The 21,832-nt window shown below is 62.4% G+C and carries 18 protein-coding genes and 2 pseudogenes; 8 read left to right on the top strand and 12 right to left on the bottom strand.

The genetic code is table 11. From position 1 onward, the window contains the following. Positions 1-4 precede the first annotated feature (4 nt). Genes brxC through BMW85_RS47075 form a run of 5 tightly spaced genes read right to left on the bottom strand, consistent with a single transcriptional unit; the run spans position 5 to position 5,849 of the window. Positions 5-3,544 carry a BREX system P-loop protein BrxC gene (brxC, locus tag BMW85_RS47095; RefSeq protein ID WP_091094284.1) on the bottom strand — a complete coding sequence of 1,180 codons (3,540 nt, stop codon included), beginning with the start codon at positions 3,542-3,544 and terminating at the stop codon, positions 5-7. A gap of 9 nt (positions 3,545-3,553) precedes the next feature. Beyond that, entirely contained in the window at positions 3,554-4,132 is a 579-nt protein-coding gene (locus BMW85_RS47090; protein ID WP_091094283.1) for a BREX protein BrxB domain-containing protein, read from the bottom strand. After that, positions 4,129-4,914 carry a BrxA family protein gene (locus BMW85_RS47085; RefSeq protein WP_091094282.1) on the bottom strand — a complete coding sequence of 262 codons (786 nt, stop codon included), beginning with the start codon at positions 4,912-4,914 and terminating at the stop codon, positions 4,129-4,131. Before BMW85_RS47085 ends, BMW85_RS47090 begins: the two co-directional genes overlap by 4 nt. A gap of 3 nt (positions 4,915-4,917) precedes the next feature. Continuing rightward, positions 4,918-5,487, bottom strand: coding sequence for a BrxE family protein (locus BMW85_RS47080; RefSeq protein WP_091094281.1), 570 nt, complete (start codon positions 5,485-5,487; stop codon positions 4,918-4,920). Then, positions 5,484-5,849 carry a hypothetical protein gene (locus BMW85_RS47075; protein WP_091094280.1) on the bottom strand — a complete coding sequence of 122 codons (366 nt, stop codon included), beginning with the start codon at positions 5,847-5,849 and terminating at the stop codon, positions 5,484-5,486. Before BMW85_RS47075 ends, BMW85_RS47080 begins: the two co-directional genes overlap by 4 nt. Positions 5,850-6,322: 473 nt before the next feature. Between BMW85_RS47075 and BMW85_RS47070 the strand changes: the two genes are divergently transcribed. Next, positions 6,323-6,586: a hypothetical protein gene (locus BMW85_RS47070; RefSeq protein ID WP_091094279.1), complete on the top strand. Its 264-nt coding sequence runs from the start codon at positions 6,323-6,325 to the stop codon at positions 6,584-6,586. A gap of 271 nt (positions 6,587-6,857) precedes the next feature. Here BMW85_RS47070 and BMW85_RS47065 read toward each other — a convergent pair whose 3' ends face one another. Then, positions 6,858-9,014, bottom strand: coding sequence for a tetratricopeptide repeat protein (locus BMW85_RS47065; RefSeq protein WP_143082662.1), 2,157 nt, complete (start codon positions 9,012-9,014; stop codon positions 6,858-6,860). Between the two features lie 588 nt (positions 9,015-9,602). Between BMW85_RS47065 and BMW85_RS47060 the strand changes: the two genes are divergently transcribed. Together BMW85_RS47060 and BMW85_RS49125 are read left to right on the top strand one after the other, a co-directional pair. Beyond that, positions 9,603-10,832, top strand: coding sequence for an IS256 family transposase (locus BMW85_RS47060; protein ID WP_091094277.1), 1,230 nt, complete (start codon positions 9,603-9,605; stop codon positions 10,830-10,832). A gap of 256 nt (positions 10,833-11,088) precedes the next feature. After that, the gene (locus tag BMW85_RS49125; protein WP_143082661.1) at positions 11,089-11,316 is read left to right on the top strand and encodes a hypothetical protein; all 228 of its coding nucleotides are present in this window, start codon (positions 11,089-11,091) and stop codon (positions 11,314-11,316) included. 740 nt (positions 11,317-12,056) lie between these two features. Here BMW85_RS49125 and BMW85_RS47055 read toward each other — a convergent pair. The 3 genes from BMW85_RS47055 to BMW85_RS47045 form a co-directional block, all read right to left on the bottom strand. Beyond that, entirely contained in the window at positions 12,057-14,099 is a 2,043-nt protein-coding gene (locus tag BMW85_RS47055) for a hypothetical protein (RefSeq protein ID WP_091094276.1), read from the bottom strand. Beyond that, positions 14,096-14,389, bottom strand: coding sequence for a hypothetical protein (locus tag BMW85_RS47050; protein ID WP_091094275.1), 294 nt, complete (start codon positions 14,387-14,389; stop codon positions 14,096-14,098). Before BMW85_RS47050 ends, BMW85_RS47055 begins: the two co-directional genes overlap by 4 nt. 110 nt (positions 14,390-14,499) lie before the next feature. Continuing rightward, on the bottom strand, positions 14,500-15,159 hold the full coding sequence (locus tag BMW85_RS47045; protein WP_091094274.1) for an HAD family hydrolase: 660 nt from the start codon (positions 15,157-15,159) through the stop codon (positions 14,500-14,502). 289 nt (positions 15,160-15,448) lie between these two features. Between BMW85_RS47045 and BMW85_RS47040 the strand changes: the two genes are divergently transcribed. Next, positions 15,449-17,326 carry a DUF2075 domain-containing protein gene (locus BMW85_RS47040; protein WP_245775484.1) on the top strand — a complete coding sequence of 626 codons (1,878 nt, stop codon included), beginning with the start codon at positions 15,449-15,451 and terminating at the stop codon, positions 17,324-17,326. Between the two features lie 115 nt (positions 17,327-17,441). Next, positions 17,442-17,933, top strand: a pseudogene (locus BMW85_RS52755) (GIY-YIG nuclease family protein); the annotation flags it as partial. Positions 17,934-17,956: 23 nt separating this feature from the next. On the opposite strand, the gene BMW85_RS52275 reads toward BMW85_RS52755, so the two are convergent. From BMW85_RS52275 to BMW85_RS47025, 3 genes are all read right to left on the bottom strand, one after another. Beyond that, positions 17,957-18,079: a nucleoside triphosphate pyrophosphohydrolase family protein gene (locus tag BMW85_RS52275; protein WP_281249710.1), complete on the bottom strand. Its 123-nt coding sequence runs from the start codon at positions 18,077-18,079 to the stop codon at positions 17,957-17,959. A 366-nt stretch (positions 18,080-18,445) separates the two neighbouring features. Beyond that, positions 18,446-19,750 carry a PIN-like domain-containing protein gene (locus tag BMW85_RS49120; protein WP_143082660.1) on the bottom strand — a complete coding sequence of 435 codons (1,305 nt, stop codon included), beginning with the start codon at positions 19,748-19,750 and terminating at the stop codon, positions 18,446-18,448. Positions 19,751-19,935: 185 nt separating this feature from the next. After that, positions 19,936-20,466, bottom strand: a complete 531-nt coding sequence (locus tag BMW85_RS47025; protein WP_143082659.1) for a hypothetical protein — start codon at positions 20,464-20,466, stop codon at positions 19,936-19,938. Positions 20,467-20,635: 169 nt separating this feature from the next. Between BMW85_RS47025 and BMW85_RS52270 the strand changes: the two are divergent. The 3 genes and pseudogenes from BMW85_RS52270 to BMW85_RS52265 form a co-directional block, all read left to right on the top strand. After that, positions 20,636-20,785 (top strand): annotated as a pseudogene (locus BMW85_RS52270) (DUF4291 family protein); the annotation flags it as partial. A gap of 11 nt (positions 20,786-20,796) precedes the next feature. After that, positions 20,797-21,279: a DUF4291 family protein gene (locus BMW85_RS47020; RefSeq protein WP_281249709.1), complete on the top strand. Its 483-nt coding sequence runs from the start codon at positions 20,797-20,799 to the stop codon at positions 21,277-21,279. Between the two features lie 55 nt (positions 21,280-21,334). Beyond that, positions 21,335-21,457, top strand: coding sequence for a hypothetical protein (locus BMW85_RS52265; protein WP_281249708.1), 123 nt, complete (start codon positions 21,335-21,337; stop codon positions 21,455-21,457). Positions 21,458-21,832 lie beyond the last annotated feature (375 nt).

Below are 21,832 nucleotides of genomic sequence, written 5' to 3'. Positions count from 1 at the left end.
TCCCCTACTGAACCAGAACCTTCTTGCCGGCGCCTATGAGTTCCAGGCACTGCTCCTTGAGGCCAGACAAAGCCTGATCGAGCTGCTCTTCGGTCTCGATCCCGCCGCTGAAGTAGCTCGACACCACGACTCGCACAACGCGGTTTCCGTCAATGAGGCGTAGCATCTCTTCCACGGCCTTGGTTAGAAAGCCTTGACACGCGACCAGGTCTGCCCGAAGCAGAGGGATCGACAGGCGGGCTGCGCCGTCGGTCGTTGCGCGAGACAGCAGGTCTGCAGCGATCCGCTGCTGTTGGTCCTCACCAATCTGATCCCAGCCTGGCGTGGCGCGAAGTTGATTGGCCGCGTCGTCGAAAGCCGCTGCCCGAGCGTGAGCTGCCTCTTCGTGGCGGCGCTTGTACTCGTCTTCGAGCGCTCGCGTGTACTGGTCAATGGCGGGCAACTCGCGGAAGAACGTCTCTTTTGCCATCAGGTCAAGGAGCTTCTCGGCATGCAGGCGGTGCTCATCGGTGAGATCTGGCTCCTTCTTGAGGAACGGCCATCGTGAGTCGAGTACCTTGCGTGCGCGACCGATGTCGTGGAGGCGTGGCTCTGTGAGCATCTGTGCCAGTTCGGCCCCGCGTTTGATCGCTTCTTTTAGCTCTCTATAGGCAGTGTTGAAGGTGAGAATCACGTGATCTTCCCTGCCAGCGCGAATGGAGCGCATCTGATCGAGCGCAGTACGCAAGACTTCTGCCCCGGGAAGATTGTGCTGGACCAAGGTGGTATAGACCTCGTGGAGCTCCTCATCATGGCGATGAATCTCCTCGCGGATAGCGTTGGCAACAACGCCTTGTTCGAGCTCCGAAATCTCGCGTCCGAATACTTCCTTGAAGTGTTCGGACGCATCCACAATGTTGATGAACTCAAGCCCGATCTTGGGCCGGAACGACGCCTGACGGAACAGGTTGTTGTTAACGAAGGTGTTCCGGGCATCAAGGGACAGCGCCGACTCGATGATTTGACCTTTGCTCGTGGCTTCGAGCTTGCCCGCGCGCAGCAGCGCGATCACGAGCAGGCGGACGACATCGAAGTCCCATCCGAAAGGTTCCTTGGCGAACTCGTCTGTCAAGTAACGTCCGGTAGCCACCTCACCGTAGCTCGTACGGTTCTCGATGCGGGACAGCACTTCGGCAAGGGGGCCGCCTGCGGTGTTGAAGATCGGCTTACCTCCCTGGTCCCTAACAAGATCGAGGTCGGTAAACACCGATGTGAGTCCCCGAAGGTTCTCCGTTGTCACCAGCGACTCGAGGTCCTTCTTGCTCACCCGTGCCGCCGCCTCTTCGAAGCGGTCGAAGACCTCGGGAAGCGCTTGCGCGAGCACTTTGGCTGCAGCGCGGCCGACGTCCGTCGCGGTATCGTCGGGGCTGCGATCGTTACCGCGAAAGTAGATGGTGCCGGTTAGTAGCGCCTGCTTGATGAGCCGGCGAAGCTCGTCCCGGTGACGTCGCCATCGAATCTTCTCCTCGGCCACCAAGGCCGTTTCATCCTTGGTTTGAGCACCTCGTTCCTTGCGGGACAGGATCTCCTTCGAGCGGAAGAGTTCGACGGTCTCGCGATTGATGGCTTCTTCGAGGGAAACAAGCCAAAAGATGGACTTGGTGTCTGTCTGGCTACGCTTGCGCGCTTCCGCAACGCGCTCCTCGTATTCTTTCCCGGCTTCGGCAAGGGTCAGATGTACGGGTAGGTCACCCTCGTTGCTGAGGCGACCACCGATGTAGAGGCCGGCCTTGAACACTTTCACGTCGAGGAAGCCGTGCTGCGGCTGGGGCTGCCAAAGGCCAGTGACGATCTCGGCGTGGAGTCGGCTCATGTCACCCGGTTTGGGAGACAGGCTGGCGCGTTGCCGCTCCCAATCGTCCTCGGCGGGGGTGGGGATGCGGTAACCGTCGTCGCCCCGGCGAACCATGTGGGCCTTCTCGAGCGCGTCGAGGGCCGCTTTGACCTCTGAGAGGCGGGAATCAGCGTCTACCGCCGGGTGCAATGCCGCAGCCAGGTTCTCTGGCGTGCGGTGGATGCTTCGTACGTACTGAAGCAGGCAGATTGCTTTGGCGACTGATTTGGCGAGTGGGTGATCCACCTTATGCCCGATGTCGTCGATCTTGCCCCGTACCTCGCTGGCGATGTTGCCGGAGACCAGGTCGTAGACCTGATCGATCCGGGCCAGAGATCCAAGTGAAGCTGCTGCGAGATCGACGTCTGGATGAATAAGAAGCTGCTGGGCCAGCTTAATGATCGTGCGGTTGGCCCCGCCCACGTGCTTACTGGCGCCGCCCTGCGTGCGAAGGCCCGAGACGACCTGGATGATGAGGTCGATCTGGTACGGCAAAAGCGGGTAGAGGTCAACAAAGCTCTCCGTGGAGAGCTCAGGCAGCTTGATGTCAGCTGTGAGCCGCGTGTTGTCGGTGAGCCTACCGCGGTGATGGGTGAACAGGTCGCGTAGCGCCTTCTCGGCTTGCGCGTTCTTCGAGAGGACGCGCTTACTCGTGACCTCGGAGATGTCCGCTGGTTCGAGGTGAACCTGCAGAGGGAAGCGGTCCATCAATCGCGCCAGTTCCACCCGTTTGTCGTCGAGACCGCCGACCAGTTCGGTCAGCTTTTCCTGCGAAGTGACGACGATCCACATCTTCCCGCGGCCGATGCGGCCCAGGTTCTGCACTACGGCCTGCAGGTCGAGCATTTTCTGAACGTCGCGGGCGACAAACTGGCCGACTTCATCGACGACGAAAAGCAGCGTCTTGCCTGGGCACCGGCGCTTCATTAGCTCCATGCCACGCTTAGCGAGGTCTCCAGGTGTAATGTCGGCGCGTTTCATGGCGGACTCACGCCAGCTGTCCGCCGTTGGGTACGTCGCCGGGTCCATCTCGTGCATGACCCGGCTTGCCTGCTGCACTGCAATAGCGATAAGGCCCTTGCCGACGTTCCAATCCTTGTTGAAGACCTCCTGATACTTGGCCTTGAACGTGTCGAGGTGGCCCGCTTCCTCGAGCGTGATCTCAAGCTCGGACAGGTCGAGGTCACGCGCATAGCCGAGGCTCTGAAGGAAGAGCCGGTACATAATCTCGGTAATGCTCTGGTTACCAGTGCGGATGCCACGATCGGTGGAGACGTCAAAGATGACCGCTTCAGTCGGAATCTGCTCGGCGATGTTGCTCAGTAGGACCTCGACCTTGCGATCACCGATGCGTTTAGCCAGGATCTGCGCCGCACTCTGGCCGATGACGGTGCGGTTTTGGAGGGCGAGGCCAAGGTATTTCGCGAAGCTCGACTTGCCTGAGCCGAAGAAGCCCGATACCCACACCGCGACGCCTTCGTGTGGCTTCCTCGGTGTTTCGCAGTAGCGCTCCAAGATCTCTGCGAGGTGGTCACGAATGGAGTCTGTGACCACGTATTCGGCGAGCTCATCGCGGATGATCTGCTCGTCGGCCTGGTCAACTTTGATCACCTCCTCGATGCGGCGGGAGATGTCACTAGCGAATAAGTCTTTAATCGTCACAGCGGTCATCGCGGTCCCTCAGAAGATCTTCGGTCGATAGTTGTGCTCGGCATCCAATACACCCATGAAGCGCAACCCCGCGGCGCCGTCGAGCTCACCTGGATAAAAGAGGACGGCGGGCACGTGGACCTTCCCTTTGAGTTGCTCCAGCAACGATGAAGTGCGATAGATGGGGAAGAGCGCACCGGCGCGGACGATGAAGACCACATCGTGTAACGGGTCCGCGTTCTCGGGGATGTACGCGGCCACAAGCTCGTCGAGTGGCCGGTATTCGCTCAGAACCTGGTGGATGGTCTCGATGGTTGCCTCGAGTCCCACCGACTTTTCGGCGTCGGCGAGGGCTTCGGTATCGAGCCCCTCGGCCTCTAGGGCTTCGCGCATGCATGCCGCCAGAGAGATTGCAGTGACCCGTTTGCCGGCTTGCTCCAGGCGAGTGCGAAGTAGTGCGATCTCCTGTCGAACGGAGAATTCGTGTTCCGGCGGATAGCGGAAGATTGCGTATGGCATGTCATGGTAGGCGCTGATCGCCGGGCGCGGGTCGGACTGCTTGAGCACGGGCTCGAGCTGCTCTACGAGTCGGTCTTGCCAGTCCGTCATGCGCAGAGCTCCTTTGCGTATTCACCCGGTGATCCACAGGGCAGCTTGAGCTGGGCTAGGCTCCCGGCGACTTCGTAGTGCACCTTGCGAAACTGATGCAGGCGCAGGAGCTCGCGCTCCACGTCGGAGATGTCCATCAGATACATGTGCCAGTCGTCGGCCTCGATGATGCGCCGAGCGTTGGGCTCCACTTCGGCCATGGCGTGGAGGAGATACACGAAGCTCGCCTCTGATAGGTGGTAGGACGCAAATTCCTTATGCACCGTGCCACTAAGAAGGCCAAAGTCGGTGGCCATACGCAACAGGCCGGACGCCACGCGCAAGATTGTCGATTCAGTCCATTTTCCCGACCACTCGATCCCTTTATTCTTGCTTAGCATGGTGAGGTATGTTACGACATCGTCGGTATGGAGCCGGAACGCGCCCTGAACGAACTGCGGATACAGCCAATGCACGAGAAAGTCGCGCACGAGGAACTCATCACGCGTCAAGTGAAAGAGCAACAGAGGCTTCCACACGTCTCTCGCGCAGCCGGCTATTGCGAGATCGACAAGGGGGCGGTCGCGCCCAGCGGGATCGAAGCGTCGACTGATGACCTTCGCTACGTCGCGCGCCCAGTGAGTACTCTTCGCACCTATAGTGTTCTCCTCGCGTACGCGGATAAGGTTCTCGGTGCGAGATTTATCGAAGTCCCACTCTCGAAAAACGGCGTAGGTCTCATCGATCAGAGAACCTTTGATGATGGTAAATGACGAGACGACGCTGGAACGGGACTCCGCCATGGGCTAAACCTCCAGCTTCGCGTATGGAATGGCCAGATTTCCGGCCTCGCCACGTGCGAATCCGGACGCGAGCAATGTGATGATGTCGTCATTCGGTTCAAACATGCCGGAGATGTGCACGGCCCGATTCTCCGCAGAGCGCCGCATTCTACTCACGGTTTCGAGCTGTTCCTGAGAGAGCAGGTCGAGCTCGCCAAGGGCCTTTAGGAGATCGTCGCCAGCTTGGGCCTCGACGGTCAGAAATATGGGCTCCCATTTGTCCGTTTCGTCAAGCCATCCCTGCCAGTGCTCCTGGAACTGATCCTCGATCACAGCCGGTAGGTTCCAGAGCGTCATGCACCCCGGCGGGTCGAAGAGCTCGCGGCATCGGCTCTTGGCAACCTCGAATACGACGCGCGCTTGTGCGAAGCGGTGAGTTGACAGGAAGCCCCGCTTCAGTACGACGCTGCCGCGGCGGCCCAGCATGCCTTGGGTGTTCCACCAGCGGGCGGCGTCCATCTCGCCGTGGCGGGCAACCACGAGCCGAAGCTTGAGTAGCCGGTCGAAATCGAGGAATGGAGGGGCCACGCTCATTCCTGACCCTCCCCAGGGCGGCTGAGGTTGCCGCACTCTGGATCGCTCCAGTACTCCAGCAGGCGGCGTGAGGTAGCACTGACGTTGGGGAATCCCCGCGTCCGCCAGTGAGCGACCTGATCACGGATGCGGTTGACGAAGTGGTTCAGCTCGATCTGATCGTCGGTCAACCCGAGCTCTGGAGTGTCCAGCTCGACCTGGGCGCCCCTCTTCTGTGCCCGCGGCACGGGGATGAAGTACGAGCTCGGGCTGCGGCCTTCCTCGATCTCCTCCCTGATGTCGTCGTTGTCGAACTTGAAACGCCTGGTTGGAGCAAGATAGAGCGAGTTGATGATGGGATTTTCGATGACACGATCACTCACTCGCCGCCTCCGTACCGCCAACGCGCAGGTCATCGGAAGCCTACCGATTGGGGTCAGCAAATGCCCAGAAGAAGTAAATCTGTGATCTTCCCAGTGTCCAAATAGTGCCAGCCCAAATTGGAGCCAATGTTCCCTTCATTCCATGATGCTGGATTTATCACCTAAAGACCATAAGATCCCATTTAGGGCGATGAGGGCACCATTGTGGATCCGGGAGGCAGGTAAAGCGCACCTTGGAGGGCTGGATCTAGATTCCGGTGGAGGCTCGTCGTCATACCGCAATGGACACTTCAGGCTGTCATCTCCTCGTCGAGCAGGCTCTGCCATGCAGGGCCGGACGCTCGGGGGCAAGCCGTCGTTCGCGTGTACATGTGTCCAGTGAACTTCCGTGCCTGCTGGTTGGCTCGCAGTCGACAGCTTGACCTTGGGCGGCTGGTCTGGCATCCCTCGTAGTAGCCGATGTCGGCGAGGAGATGACCGCGGTCAAGCCGCACTCTTTCCGGCTCATCTTCGAGGAGGGCCGGGGGATGCGGGGGGCGGAGCTCCTTGCGGTTCTTCCTGGACCTGCGCGAATCGGCCGCGTCGTACTGGCCGTCGTGCTCGTTCCGGTGATTTCGGCTCGTTACCGGCGCCTCATCTCGGTGACCTCAGAGCGCGCGGGTGGCGACGGCCGGGACCGGCCGAAGAGCCGCATGCCCGGCTGGCTGGCCGACCGGCGCGCGTGCGGGCCGCCGTAGGCGGGCCGCTTTAAAGACGTGGAGAAAAGTCTCATCCAGTGATCTTCCTGTATCGCGATCACGTCTTTGAGCTGCGGTTTCCTCAATTGAGTTGGCCGCTGTCATTGCGGTCGATGCTGAATGCTGCCGATGCTCGGCTACTTGATTGTGCGTGGGTGCTGCGCCGAGGGCGATGGCTCGCCCAGCAGAACCTCAGTTGGCGATCGACTGGGTCCGTGCTGATTTCCTGGCTGGTAGGTTAAGCGTGCGTTGCGAACCTCCACGCCTTGTTCTACAGGCTCCAGGGAACTTCGATCTCTCCTTCAGCAGTCAAGCCATAGCGGGCGAGATGCTCGGCAGCCTCTCGATCACCCGCACGCCTCCGCATCGATACCAGTTTCTCCAGCCCGGTGGGGTCGCCGGCATCGGCGGCCTGAAGGGCGAGATGCTCGGCAGCCCTACGATCGCCTGCCTGATCCCGCATAAGAGCCAGCCGCCCTGACGCGATGGTGTCACCGGCGTCGATGGCCTGCTGGTACAGACGCTCGGCTCTCTCTCGATCGCCTGCCGCCTCCCAGAGCTCGGCCGCCAGCCTCAATCCATCAGGGTCGCTGGCGTATGCAGCCTGAAGGGCGAAGCGCTCGGCAGCCTCTCGCAGCCTCGCCTCCTGCCTCCAAGCGGCGAGGCCGCCGACGCCGGCGGCCTCAAAGGCAGAGGGCTTGGCAGTCTCACGCATACTCGCCCGCCTTCGCATCAGTCCCAGTTGCAGCGGTACGGTTGGGGCGCCTGCCTCGGCGGCCTGAAGGGCGAGATGCTCGGCAGCCTTATGTTCACCCTCCCGCTCCCGCATCAGTGCCAGTTGCCCGAGCACGGTCGGGTCGCCCTCCTCGGCGGCCTGAAGGGCAAGACGCTCGGCGGCCTCACAATTACCTGCTACCTCCCGCAGCTTCGCCAGAATCCCCCTCAGCCGCACCAGCGCATTGGGATCACCGGCGTCGGCGGCCTTTTCAGCCAGGCGGCACGCATGCCGAAGACGGCCCCTGTTCACTGCTGCTTGCGACAAGGCGGCGAGGGCGGTTGGAGTACCGGCGCGTATGGCAGCTTCCCAGAAGGCCGACGGCGGGCAGAGAAGAGCTCGTTCGCGGCGGCCATGTTGTTCAAGGTAGCTGGCCAGCCGGTACAGCGGGTGTGGTGAGGATGGCTCGCCCGGCCGGGGCTGGTGTTCGGTCAGCGGGCCGGGCAGGCGCCGATGCTTGGCGGTCAGCCGATCCATAGCTGTACTGAACGCGTCTAACCCACCGACTTGGTCCCAGGCGTGCTCATCGAGGTACCCAGGGGCAGCGTGACGCAAGAGGGGCTCAGGCAGAAGCGGGTCATGCCCGAGCCGGCGGGCGTCGATCGCGGCCCACAGGACCGCATGTTCGACCGGATCGGCATGCTGATAGCGGCGTAGCAGTTCCCGCGCCCCGGCCAGTTCCTGTGTGATCCGTCCGCCAGGTGCTCGTTCAGCTGCGGCTCGCAGGCGGGCATCAGCGGCGATCGTCTTGGCCAGATCCGCAATCTGCCGGGAAGTGAACTGGCGCGGGGCGATGATCTCCTCAGCCTGGCAGAGCAGGGCCCGAGCCGCCCGGTACGGGTCAAGATCGGTGACCTGTTCGGGCCTGTGAGTCAGGATTTTCCAGTATTCGGGCCACATCGTACCGAGCACCAGCACCGGACCGATGGACTCCTCAACCAGCAATGCCTGAAGCTCGGCTGCGACGCTCTCACCCGCCTGTGGAGGCTGCAGGTAGTCCTGTGCCTCGTTCAACCAAATAACGGACCGTCCAGCCAGGCGGTTGGAGCGTAGCGCCTCGACCAAGGCCAGGGGGCGGCATGGGGCCAAGGGATGCCATACCCGCCAGTCCGGTAGGACCGCGCGTATCGCCTCCCAGCACGCCCGTGTCTTGCCCGTGGAGGAATCTCCGATGACCATCACCAGCCGACTGCGGCGTTCAGCGGCAGCCACCGCCGCCCGCAACCGGTCGTCGAACCCCGCCCTCATCAGGTATGGCGGCAACACCGGCGCGGCTCCTGCAGCTGCGAACGCCTGGTGCACCTCTAGGCTCAGCGCGTCCCGCTCCTCCAGATCACCGATCATCCGGCCCAGCGGTGGCCCGCAGGGCTCCGGGCTTGTCTGCTTCGAGTCCTCCCGGTCGGCAACCTCCAGCCGTGCCTGAACCTCTAGCCAGGGGCCCGGTTCTTGGCCGAGCGCTTGCACAAAGCGTTGCAGGGTTTCCTTGTGCGGGTTCTTCGTTTTGCCACTCAGCAAATGCTGGATCGTGCCCGCGGCCAACCCTGCGGCCGCGGCCAGGCGCTGCATACCACGTGGGTCTCGATTGAACAGCGATACCAACTGCGCGGTCATCTCTTCCCTGGTCCGGATTCGACTTGGTTCGATCGCGGCCATACCCCTCACCCCGCGCTGTTCAGAATCGTTCGGATACACCTCTACACCTGCGGTCGCGACCTGGCCATCCGAACCGGATCATTCGCTTTCCCCAACCGTCTCGAATCCGAACACCGCCCTACGCGATCGTGCTGTCACCCGACCTCGATCCGGAAGGACACCTCGTGACAAGCAGTTCCTTTCAGACTCGCCCCCGCCGGCGCAGGCACCCTAGCCTGCCAGGACAGCCCAGCCCATCGGACGTGCGCGGCCCCGGCGTCTTTGTGCCCCAACATGTGGTCGCCTTGGTGGTGTGCTCAGTCGTGGGCCTGGTAGCCGGGGTGCTGGTGGAGCTAGCCCCGGCTGTATGGCCGCCCATCGACGCCGCCCTGGCCGTGACCGGACTATCACTGGCGCTGTACGGGTTGTGGCAGGGGCGCAGTCGCTCCTGAGCGATAGGCGTACGACCTGACCGGCTTTTTTGCTGGGTTGCGTCCCGTGGAGTGGTGTAGAACCGGCCCTCATCGGCGCGGCGCCTTCGACAACAGGGGGCCATCGCGTGAGTCTCTGTGTGAAACCGCCAAGTGACACGCAGAGGAGAAGCACGCGATGGCCCTGGATCAGTCTGCCCTGTTAGAAGTCCTCTCGGTACTGAAGAACTCCGAAGCCAGTGAGCGCATCCGGCACGCGGCCGAGACCATCTACCAAGCCCTCATCGAGGCCGAGCTGACCGCGGTGATCGGCGCTGCCCCGAACGAGCGCACCCCGGAGCGCACCGCGCAGCGCAACGGCGATCGGCTGCGGACGCTGACCACCACGGCCGGGGACCTGGAGTTGCAGATTCCCAAGCTGCGCACCGGCTCGTTCTTTCCCTCGCTGCTGGAACGCCGCCGCGTGGATCAGGCGCTGTTCGCGGTGGTGATGGAGGCCTACCTGCACGGGGTGTCCCCCCGCAAGGTCGACGACCTGGTCAAAGCCCTCGGCGCCGACTCCGGCATCTCCAAGAGCGAGGTCTCGCGCATCTGCGCCGACCTGGACGAAGAGGTATCCGCCTTCCGCGACCGGTCCCTGGCCGGCCAGAGCTTCCCGTATCTGTTCCTGGACGCCACCTACTGCAAAGCCCGCGTCAACCGCCGCGTGGTCTCCCAGGCCGTCATCGTGGCCACCGGCGTCACCGCCGACGGCCGCCGCGAAGTCCTCGGTTTCAGTGTCGGTGACAGCGAGGACGGCGCGTTCTGGACCGCGTTCCTGCGCTCGCTCAAGGCCCGCGGCCTGGCCGGAGTGCAGCTGGTCATCAGCGACGCCCACGCCGGTCTCGTCACCTCCATCGGCGCGGTCCTGCTCGGCGCGGCCTGGCAGAGATGCCGCGTGCACTTCCTGCGCAACGTCCTGGCCGCCGTCCCGAAGGGCTCGGCCGAGATGGTCGCCGCCGCGATCCGCACCATCTTCGCCCAGCCCACCCCCGACATGGTCCGCGACCAGCTCGCTGTGATCGCTTCCATGCTCGGCCGTCAGTTCCCCAAGGTCGAGGCCATGTTGCACGAGGCCGCCGACGACATCCTGGCCTTCACCGCCTTCCCGCCCGCGCACTGGAAGAAAATCTGGTCCACCAACCCGCTGGAGCGCCTCAACAAGGAGATCAAACGCCGCACCGACGTCGTCGGCGTCTTCCCCAACCCCGAAGCCCTGCTGCGGCTGGCCGGCGCCGTCCTGGTCGAAGCCCACGACGAATGGCAGGTCGCCGACCGTCGTTATCTGTCCGAAAGCTCCATGGCCCTGCTCACCTCATCCGGCACTGACCAGCAGGAGGTGGCGCACACCGAACTCATGACGGCATAGTCGAACCAGCAGAGCCTCACGCGAGAACCGAACTACACCACTCCGTGGGACGTGACCCGCGGCGACGACCGCCGTACGGCCTGCCGCTCCGGGACCGGCGCCGGCCCGGCCTCGACTCCGATTCTTTCGGCTGGCGAAAATACTCGACCCCCACCCCACCAAGGCGACCAGCGTTGCGCGATCGGCGTCGGCTGACTCTGCCTGCGTTTGTCGCCGCTCTCCTGAGCTGCGTGGCCGTCAGCATCTGGACGAGTCCTTGGGGAGCCGACAGCGCCGCGTCACGATCTATCGCCGCTTCGACGCCGACACCCGTCCCGAGCGCCGCCGGACGCTCGCCCGCGTCTACGCCTTCGCCATCGCCGCGAACACTGCCCTCGACGACACCCCGATCAAGGCCCCACACGTTGAAGAGCAAGGCGACGTCGACAAAGCCCCGTCGTCGAGCAGTGCTTCCGGTAGTGCCACGCCCGCGTCATCGACATGAGCCGGTGACTCCACCCACGAAGACGGTGGCCCCCGTGGACCGTGCGAGGAAGAGCAGTAACACTGACCGGCGAGTCAGGGACTCGAGGCCGGTGGCACCGTGGATCGCCGCGCAGTGTGACGAGCGGTTCCCACCTTCCCGCTCAGAGTTCCTCGTCCGAAACCGGGCGTGCCACCTTATCTTCGGTTAGCCCGGATGTTGTGGCGCCGATGCCAAGAGAAGAGGGCGGAGTTGGCGGGCGAACTCGATGGCATCGGCTTGATGATCCCGCCCTGGTGCTCCCCTGACGATTTGAATGGCTAGCACTTTGGTGGCGTCCTGCGTCCAAGCAAAGGCCTTGGCGCCAACGACGTTTCCCTCTGTATCTTTTATCGGTGCGCTGTAGCCTGGTCCGACGCCGCTAGGTAAGGCCGCTCCTCGGTCCCTTGCTTTCCCGTTCTCCAGACTCTGCAACGTCGACGGATAAGGATCATGTAGCTCGACGGTCATCGACGCCTGATTCTTGATGCTCGGTGATCTGCTCACTACGCAATGCGAGAAGCCGTTCGCCGAGGTGGATCCGCTTGCGTAGAAGTCACTCAACCCTATGGCTCGGCCGATGGCTTGCCTAGACAGCAGGCCACACTCCGCAGGCGGTGCTGTCACGTTGCCGAGTGGGTGGCGATCTAAAGGAGGAGGTGATGAACATGCTGCCGCGGTGACGAGGATGACAGCCAATAGGGCTGGAGCCGACGAGGTCCTCACTCCGCTGCCTCCGGATACGGCGGGACGTCTAACTGGAATCCTTCCCAGACGGCTCGGTCGACCTCGTGGAAGACGGCGGAGGCCCGAGAACTCTTCAGCCACTCATTGTAGGCAAGCTGCTGTTGCCAAGTCATTTGATCGCGAGGGACGATCTGCCCATCGGCAAGGAAGTCGCCGCCCGACCCCTTGGCGTAGTTCTCGGATGAGTGAGGGTGTGCGGAACCTTTACCTGCTTCGTCTCCAAATAGCCCGTACCGCATCATCACATTAGCCGTTAGGTCTTTGAACATGCGCTGGCTCTCGCGGAGGGTTTCCTCGCCCTTGCTGCGTGCGGCCTTGCCCTCGGTGTGCTTGATACTGTCGCTAACGGGCTCTTCTATAAATTCGTAGCCGGCAACCACCCAGTCCCCGGCTGGAGTGAGTGCCAGCTTGAGAGTTCTGGATACGCCGTCCTTGAAGGCCTGGCTCTTCTGATCCCTCTGGTCAGCCTCATTGATGTTCGTCAAGTTTCCGGCGTCAACAATGAGATGGAGCGACTTTCCGAGAGCATTTGCCTGAGCATTGAACAGCTTTCCTGGATTGCTGTTCATGTTGTCGGCCAGTAGTTTTTGTCTGTATGCCTGCTGCTCGCCCTTTGATGCGTTCGGGTGTCCGTCCTGCCATTCGGCGAATTCGGCGTCGACCATGTCGCGGATGGCCTTGCCCTGTGCATCCAGTACTTTCGTTGCGTATTCGCCGTGCCCTTCGACTGTAATCTTCAGCGCTTGCGGATCCTTGAAAGCCCAAGTCATTACATTCTTAACCGCGCTGCCATCGAACATGGCACCATAAGGCTGCTTGCCAGGAAGGTTCGGATCGGAGTCGGGCTGCGGATTGACGCCCATCGGCTCGGGAAAACCAGTGATAGCAGCTCGATGAACGTCACCCATGTAGGCGGAGAAGACACGGGCGGCGTTCTGCCGGGTGTCGGGAAGGTTGGCCTGCGCTCGCGGGTCTGACCAGAAGTGGACGGCCCAGGACGCTACCAGGGCCGATTTGTGCCCGCGCGAACTTCCGGGAGGTTGGCCGTGGTCGCGGAACCTTGTGCTGGCCGCCTCGATGGCACGGCCGAGTTCACCGCTACCGCTGCCCCAGAAGTTGTCCCGCATCAGGAAGGACAGAGGCTTGCGCGCGGGGTCGGTGAAGAAGTCTTGCGCGACTCTGGCGTTGTTCGCGAGAGCGGCTGCGAGGCCAGGACCGAAAGCGATGATGTCCTGCTGCTGGGACTGCGGCTTCGTCGCGTTGTCGAAGACCTTGTTGGCGACCTCGCGGAGAAATGCGTCATCGAAGGTGCCGTAGCGTAGTAGCTCGTCGACCATACGACCGCTCATGGGATTGTCGTCGGTGGCGATCAAGTCGTCGACATAGCTCTTGGGGAGCCTCATCCCGCCGACTCCACGCGAGGCCGTCCCCAATGTCACGCTGAGGGCCCGTGCCAGACGGTCCATGACGGAGGACGACGACGGCTTCGTCCAGTCGTTGTCCAAGGATCCCCGGTGCGACAAGTAGAGACGTTCCAGTAGTACCTTCAACTCCTTCGGAGGCATCTCCTTGGCGAAAGCTACCGCAAAGTAGGGGTCGTGCCGGTGCTTCTCCAACAGGTCCAAGGTCTCCTTGGAGACCGTTCCCTGGCCGCTGGTGGCGTCCTTGACCGCCTTGCGGAGCTGGTTGGCCAGGGACTTGGCCGCCGCGGCACCGCTCGAGGGTGAGTTCGATACCCACAGCGTCTCGTCAGCCCAGACGACACCCTTGTCGAGGCCGATCTTCTGGGTGGAGACGATGAGATCCAGGCGACGCTGGAGGTCGGGGATCTGCTGGGCTATCTGTGAGGCGACATCCCTCAGTGTGCCAGGCCCGGTCATGCTGGCGCCGATCGAACTTAGGGCTCTGCCGATCTGCGCGTCCGCGTCCGGCCATGCTTGGTCCAGGCGCCTGATCTCGCCGATCAGTTGCGTCATCAGGGTGGGGTCGATGCCGATCCGGTTCGGGGGTGGGCTCACGAGCCGGCCCTTCCCGGCAGGTTCAGCGGCGGCTGCCACAGCCCCAGTGGGTCAGCCGGCTTCGCAGGATCAGGTTGTACCGACTCGACCAGCGCCAGGGCGCGGTTGAAGACGCCTTTGTAGGCCGCCTCCCATGCCTGGCAGTCCCTGAGCAACCTGTCGGCGGCCTTGCCTTTCATCGCGCCGCCTTCGAGCAGGCTGATGAGTTTGCGCACGTCGTTGGCGTGCTGGTCGCGTAACTGCTCGATCAGGCGCCGGGCGGCAGCGATTTGTTCCTGGGTCGCCATCATCCTGGATCCTTCGGATCTTGAGGACGACTATCTTTACGGGATCAATGTGACGATAAAGGGCGGTAGTGGCGCCGTCGAGCCGAACTGCTCATACGGCATAAGCTCAACAATTATCCCGGCTGATGCGTATCACACATGATGGCAATCGCCTCGGTGACGTCCTCCACCACGTGATCGGCTCGATGCTCGTGCCCCGGCCATGTCCCCCGATCGACCCAAATTCCGAGGAGACCCGCCGCCTGAGCACCTGCGATGTCGGCGACGAGGTTGTCACCCACCATCCAGCCGCCCTCGGCGAGGCTGGTCCCGCATCGCTGAGCGGCGATCTCGAAGAGACGGGCATCCGGTTTCCGTACGCCCTCAACCCCTGACACGGCATAGCCGTCAACCACGTTAGCCAGGCCCGTCCGCTGGAGCTTGCCGAGCTGGTTGTCCGCCATGCCATTGGTCACGATCCCCACGTGCCAACCCGTGGCCCGCAGGCCATCCAGTTCCGCCAGGACGCCGGGGTAGCACCGTACGAGGTAGGGCATCCTACGGCGGTAGCCAGCCCATAGCTCCTCGACTGGTTCCGGTAGCGCGAAGTGCTCGCGCACCTCGTTGAAGAAGACCTCTCGGTGAGGGTGCACGCCTTGGTCCAAGGCGACGAGCCAGGCGACGTCTTCGGAGTCCAAACGATGCTGCTCGGCGAACTCCTCGACCCAGCGCAGAAACGCGTCGTTGAGGTCGATAAGCGTCCTGTCTAGGTCGAAGAGGGCGAGGCGCTGCACGATAACACCTTAGGCATGAACGTCTCGACGGCAACAGACCATTCGAGGTCGCCGCACACCTGGCGCAGTGCCGCCCGAATCACGACCCCACAGCAAGTGAATCCTCGGGTTGCATAGGGCTTTCGCCGGCTGCTCGGGCCTGGTTCTCGTTGGGTCATCGGTGACTGGAGCGGCGGTGATCCAGGTAATCTTCTGGACGTATCGGTGATGCGGCCCGACGGGCTTCCGCCTCGGTAGCGGACACGCCCCCATACCGCACGAGTCTTTCGTGCTGCCTGGGGGTACATCCGTGGCCGTTTTCCGGCATTCGGCGGAAAGCCTGGTCCAGTTGGTGTCTGAGTCGGTGCCCGAGCGCATCCTTAGCGATGTGATCGCTGAGAACCTGCGGGCAACCCAAGGCATCAATCCGGGCAAGGGGGAACGCAGGTCCTGGGACCGGAGCATCCCGATCCTGGCCCGCGATCTGGTCGAAGCCGGGCTGGGCGGCGTCGAGATGCTCATCGAGTACCAACTGCCGTTAACCAGCAAGCGGGCGGACGTCATTCTCGCCGGACGTGACCGGCGGACGGGAGCCGACTCCTACCTCATCGTCGAGCTCAAACAGTGGAGCCAGGCCGAGCTGTACGAGGACGACGATGAGCTCGTCCTGGTGTCGGGCATGGGCAACCGGCCCAAGCTTCACCCGGTCGTACAGGTGCGTGGCTACTGCGAATACCTGGCCGACTTCGTCGGAGCCCTGGACCAGCACAGGAACGCGGTACGCGGGGTGGCCTACCTGCACAACGCCAACGACCTGGACATCCACGATCTCTACGACCATGTCGAGGACGAACGCACCCGGCTCTTCAGCAAGACGCGCCGCGGCCAGTTCGTCGACTACCTCAAGGCCCAGTTCGCTCCCGAGCCGGGCGCCGCCGCGGCCGATCGCCTGCTCTCCAGCTCCATCCGGCCGTCGAAGCAACTGCTCAAGGCCGCTGCCGGGGAGATCAAGAATCGCGACCAGTTCGTCCTGCTGGCCGAGCAGCGCCTGGCCTTCGAGATGGTCATGCACGCGGTGGAGAAGGCCCGCGGGAGTAATTCCAAGCAGGTCGTGATCATCACCGGTGGGCCTGGTTCCGGCAAGAGCGTTATCGCGCTGTCCCTGCTCGGCGAGGTCTCCAACCGTGGCTACTCGGTCCTGCACGCCACCGGTTCACGCTCCTTCACCGAGACAATGAGGCGAGTCGTCGCCAAGGGGTCGACCCGGATGAAGGCCATGTTCAAGTACTTCAACAACTTCATGGCCGCCAAGCCCAACGATCTGGACGTCCTCATCTGCGACGAGGCACACCGTATTCGCGAGACCTCGGAAAACAGGTTCACCAGATCAGCGCAGCGAACAGGTCGGCCACAGGTGGACGAACTCATCCACGCAGCCAGAGTGCCGGTCTTCCTGCTGGACGAGCATCAGGTCGTACGACCGGGCGAGATGGGGCGCGTCGCCGAGATCACTGCCCACGCTCATTCCCTCGGCCTCGACGTGCACCAGGTCGATCTGGACGCGCAGTTCCGGTGCGGCGGAAGCCGCAAGTACGAGGAGTGGGTGCTGCGCCTGCTGGGCTTGGACGGCGAGGCTCCAGAGGTGTGGAAGGGAGACGACCACTTCGCCGTCTCCCTGACCGAGTCCCCGTACGAGTTGGAGGCCCTGCTACGGGCCCGGCTTGAGGCCGGCTACTCGGCACGGATCACAGCGGGGTTCTGCTGGCCTTGGAGCAGCCCCAACGACGATGACAGCCTGGTCGCCGACGTGCGGATCGGCGATTGGGCGCGACCGTGGAACGTCAAGGGCGATAGGGCCGTGGGCAACGCACCCGCCAGCGCCTTGTGGGCCTCTGCGCCCGGTGGCTTCGAACAGGTGGGATGTGTCTACACCGCGCAGGGCTTCGAGTACGACTGGAACGGCGTGATCTTCGGCGCGGATCTCGTCTACCGCGACGGCAGGCTGATCACCGTACGAAGTGCCAGCAAGGACCCGGCGCTGACGCGTAAGGGCGTGAGTGATGAACAGGCGGACCAGTTGATTCGCAACACCTACAAGGTGCTGCTGACCCGCGGCATGATGGGCACCGCCTTGTACTCGGTCGATCCCGAGACGCAAGAGTTCCTCGCGGGGCTGTTGGAAGCGTAGGCATGAGCAACCGGGCAGAGTTCGATTCTGCCCGGTACCCGCTGTATCACCTTTGTGCGCAGTGTCGGTGACGTGCTCTAGCCTTCCCTCACACAGAGAAGACGGGAGGGCAAGGATGGACGCTGCTGGGTTGCTGGATCCGGCCAAGTTGTGGGAAGCAGCCGAAGTCCTCGCCCGCCCAAGTCCGGTGCCGAGCGCTGCGGGCATCTATGGGTGGTACTTCACCCGGCCTCCGCACCCGAGCCTGCCCGCTGACCGTCTCCTCTATGTGGGGATCGCTCCCCGCCGCATGGTGACCCGCTCCAGCAGGCAGAATCTCCGGACCAGGGTGCGGTATCACTTCCGCGGCAACGCCGAAGGCTCCACGCTGCGGCTCAGCCTCGGTTGCCTGCTCGGGCTTGAGCTCCGACGGGTAGGCAGCGGGAGACGGATGACCTTCGGCAAGGCCGGCGAGAAGGAACTCACGGAGTGGATGGCTGAGCACGCTCGCGTGTGTTGGGTCCCTCACGACGAGCCTTGGACTGGAGAGTCTGCACTGATCGCTCAGCTGGATCTTCCCCTAAACTTGGATCAGAATCGCCGTCACGCTTTTCATGGGCACTTGAGCGGTCTCCGTGCCTCGGCTCGTGCTCAGGCTCGCAACCTTCCAATCATCTCTTCCGCGACCTCGGCGAGCGACGCTTCGCGGAGTTCGTCGGCCTCTTCAAACAATTTAGTCAACAGGGCCTTGCGGTAGTCGATGTCGTCGAGCACGGCGATAACGGGCTCTCTACCGCTCTGGCGAATAATATCCGGAACCCTGTCCCGAACTAGTCTTCCCATGCTCCACGTCCTTCGTTTCGGGTCGTCTGCCTGCAAGACTCCAGAGTCTATCGAGCCTCGGTGACATTCACCTGATCGCGGACTACTCTGAACCGGTCGAAACGCGATCAAGGCTGGTATGCACGGATGACGTTGTCTGCTGCCACCGACTGGTTCTCCTTCGATCTTGATCTAGCTACTCGAAGGATCACTCGATGGCCGTCTTCATTTCACGACGCCACGCCTGTGACCAGGCCAAACTCGTACATCACTCGCGTTGACGCAACCCAATAAGAAGACGACTCATAGCAAAGTCGATCATGAGTCCAGATTGAGGAGCCTCTCGCTTTCCAGCAGGAAAACCTTCCTTGTGGGAGCGCTGTCACCACTTGCTCCCCAGTAGATGCGGCCGTCATTATTCAGCTCCTGGAAATCAGGTTCTCGGATTTTCCAGCTCCGTCCAGGCGGTGGCGGGAAGGTGCGTCCTGACGGCGATGTCACCTGATATCGGAAGGCTGAATCGGAGTCGCTACTGGGCGGACCGATCAGACTCACTGACTGCCATGGGCCACGGGGGTCGTCATCCCGATTTTGATATGTGGTCCGTCTTGGATTCGTACGGAATGTGTACACCTGCACATCATTGAGATTCTGTGAAGTGACTTTTGATCTAGCAATCCACTCATCGATGGTGCTGGGTGATGAAGATCGGGAGGCTTGCTGCTGAACGGTCTCGGCTTCTTCGATAGTAGAGTCGCTCACAGTTGCGCTCAGATAATTTTTGGCGTAGGTCAAAAACGTCTTCACGTTAACAAGGTGAAAGGCTTGGTTGGCGCGAGTGCGCATTTCGTCCACCAGTTCCGGCCGTGGTCCCCGCAAATAGCTACCCTCTTTGCGAACCCAGTCCTCCTTATTGTCATTGCTAACAATCAGAACTGGCAGCTTGCGCTCCACGGCTTCGATGATCGCCTGCTCCCACAGGAAGAAGTCACCTAGAGCCTTATCGGCGTCCTTGGCGTAGTCGCTGTAACCCGGCGGGACCTTCTCCTTGAGCCTCTTTTCACCCAGCTTCACCATCTCATCTCGCTTGGTGAACGCCGGGCCGACCTTACCTGCGACAATCTGTTCGAGCTCCTTGAATACCGCGTCATGCTCGATATTCTGCTCCAGGCTCACACCATGGTCATACAGATCCGTGTGCGCTCGAAGGATGCTCTCGACAGCAGCGTCGATTGCCTCCTTGATGCCACGGACATCGTCGTCCTGGAGACGGCGATGTTCCTTGAGCGCTTGGACTTCGGCGTGCAGCTTGGTGGCGGCATCCCGAAACCTTCCCGGGAAGGCGTCACCAGCCTTGATGACAGTGGCGCGATTGCGCATCAACTCCAGGCCAACCTGGTGCGGGATGAACAGTCGGTCGTCAAGGGCGCGAAGGGTGTCAAGGAACTCGCTTCGCGCCTTGCCGGTGAGCTTGTACATGTCGAGCAAGGCGTTGGTGTCGAGAACGACCATGCCCACAGTCAGGAAGGCTCTGAGAAGCTCGTCGTCCGGTGGGAAGTAGCCAGGGAACGCCTGGCGGAGGGAGCTCTTGGGTGCCGGAGACTGGGGGCCGTCCTGACTCATGGTGGTTAGCGTAGGGCGCGGCGAGGGCGCTGTCTCCACCAGCCCGCCTGTGCGAATCGAACGGCCATGCTGCAATCGGGTCAGGCGATATCAAAGAGGGCGTAAGCGGCGCCCGAAGACGAACTCCTCCTTCGCACGCCGCGGAGGCAGGAGTGGTGTCGGAGAGCAGCACCCATGTCACGAGGTTAGGACGTCAGTTCGCTGTGCATTCGCGCTCGAAGGGCTTGAGCAGCCTCGGACAGCTCCTGGTACGTCTTCTTGTACTCGTCATCGCTGAGGGGGACGAGGTCAGGCCGGTTCGTCTCTGCCATCTGGAACTTACGGTCGTGAAGGAAGAGGGCCATGACCAGCTCGTCCCACTTGTTGGCTAGGTCCTTGACCTCCCGCGACCCATGCAGACCGACGCTGATCACTATCTTGATCAATCGTTCTCGTATCTGATCAGTGGTGGGGATGTCTGGCGCCGGAGGGAGCTGCGACGGATCCTCCGGGTATATGAGGGCGACATCGATCATCAGTGCCATGAGGTCCTCGTATGCCTGAACCTTTCGAGCATCGCGTGCGAGCGCGAGCTGGCTCGCCGCGGTCTTCTCCGCCATCTTCTCGACATGCTGCCGGCCCTTCTCTCCTGCGAGGTAGGTGAATCCAGCTCCGATGCCTGCGCCAACGATGCCGCCTACGGCGGGCGCGACGGGTGTGACCCATTCCCATGCCATTGCCCCAGTATGGAGCCCGACTTTCATGACTCGCGAGATTTGAGGCGCTGACCGGTCCGCAGACGGACGTTGGTGGCATGCCTGAACCCTAGGACCTGCAATGTGCTCTGCCTGTCGGGGCTGCTAATCCGGTTGTCCGGCAGGCACGCGGTTGGCCCTCCTCGGGAGGATGAATATCCCGCAACGGCAGATCCGTGCCGCCTTCACCGACGAAGCGATCATCGTTTACCAGGCCTACGAGCCGGTCATCGCGGCCCCTGCCGTCGCCTCGCAGAGCTTCGTCCCGCCCTTCAAAGGGGAACGGATGACCTGGATTAAACCGTCCTTCCTGTGGATGATGTACCGCTGCGGTTGGGCCACGAAGCCCGGCCGAGACCAGGGTCTTGGCCGTCGCCATCACGCGAGAAGGGTTCGAATGGGCGCTGGGGCACTCCTGCCTCAGCCATCCCGAGTCCGGTACAGGCCAGGCGGCATGGAAAGGCGCTTGCGCGACAGTGCAGTTCGGTTCAGTGGGACCCTGAACGTGACCCGCACCACGATGCCCTGCCCTACCGCTCCATCCAGGTGGGCCTGTCTGGCGACGCCGTCGCCCGTTACGTCGACCAATCGGTCCTGAGGATTGCTGTCATGACCGATCGGGTCCATGACATCCGACAGGCGCTACGCGATGGCAAGGACGTCACCGATATGCTCCTAGTGGAGCGCCCGTATCCCCTGCCCATGGGGCTCGCCCAGGCCATCGGGGCGAACATCACGCCTGATCTTGGCTGTGCAACGCACGGCGGCACGTTGGTACCACGACGACAAGAGTAACCGGCCACCCTCGCAGGGCGAGCTGGCCCGTCTGGCTCTGTGGAACGATGCGATCATGCAGTCACCGCATCCGCTGAAGCGAACCCTCCATCTCGCGCTGAAGAGGCACGGCTATTCAGGTGGACGGGTCGGCGACTGGTGGGACTTCATCGAGGGAGTGCGCAGCCAGCTCCAGTAGCGGCGCGGGGACGGGTGGGGAGTTCGCTGCCGCTCGCCTGCTTGGGGCGTTTGCTAGAGCTCGTGAGCTATGCAGTGGAGCAGGGCGCTCGGTACAGCTCGGCTGTGAATGAGCCAGGCATGGGTGAGGCAGGAAGCCCGCCAAGATCATCCCCCGTATGTCCCCAGAACGCTGTCCTACGGCTGCATTCGGGTGCCCTCGGCGGCCTACGAAGGGTCTGGGAAGCAAAAGACCTGCGGCTGAGAAACCGCAGGTCAGAGGCCGAAATGCCTGGTCGAGATGAGTGCCCCCGGCAGGATTCGAACCTAATGACTCCGTACGACCCCGAGTTTCGCCGACTCGGGCGCTCGCTCCAGATGCCTGGATTCGAATCGG

This window comes from Nonomuraea wenchangensis (genome assembly GCF_900111685.1).
In the GTDB taxonomy this organism is placed as follows: domain Bacteria; phylum Actinomycetota; class Actinomycetes; order Streptosporangiales; family Streptosporangiaceae; genus Nonomuraea; species Nonomuraea wenchangensis.
The sequence above is the reverse complement of the archived record's forward strand: the minus strand, read 5'-3'. Positions and strand labels throughout refer to the sequence as shown.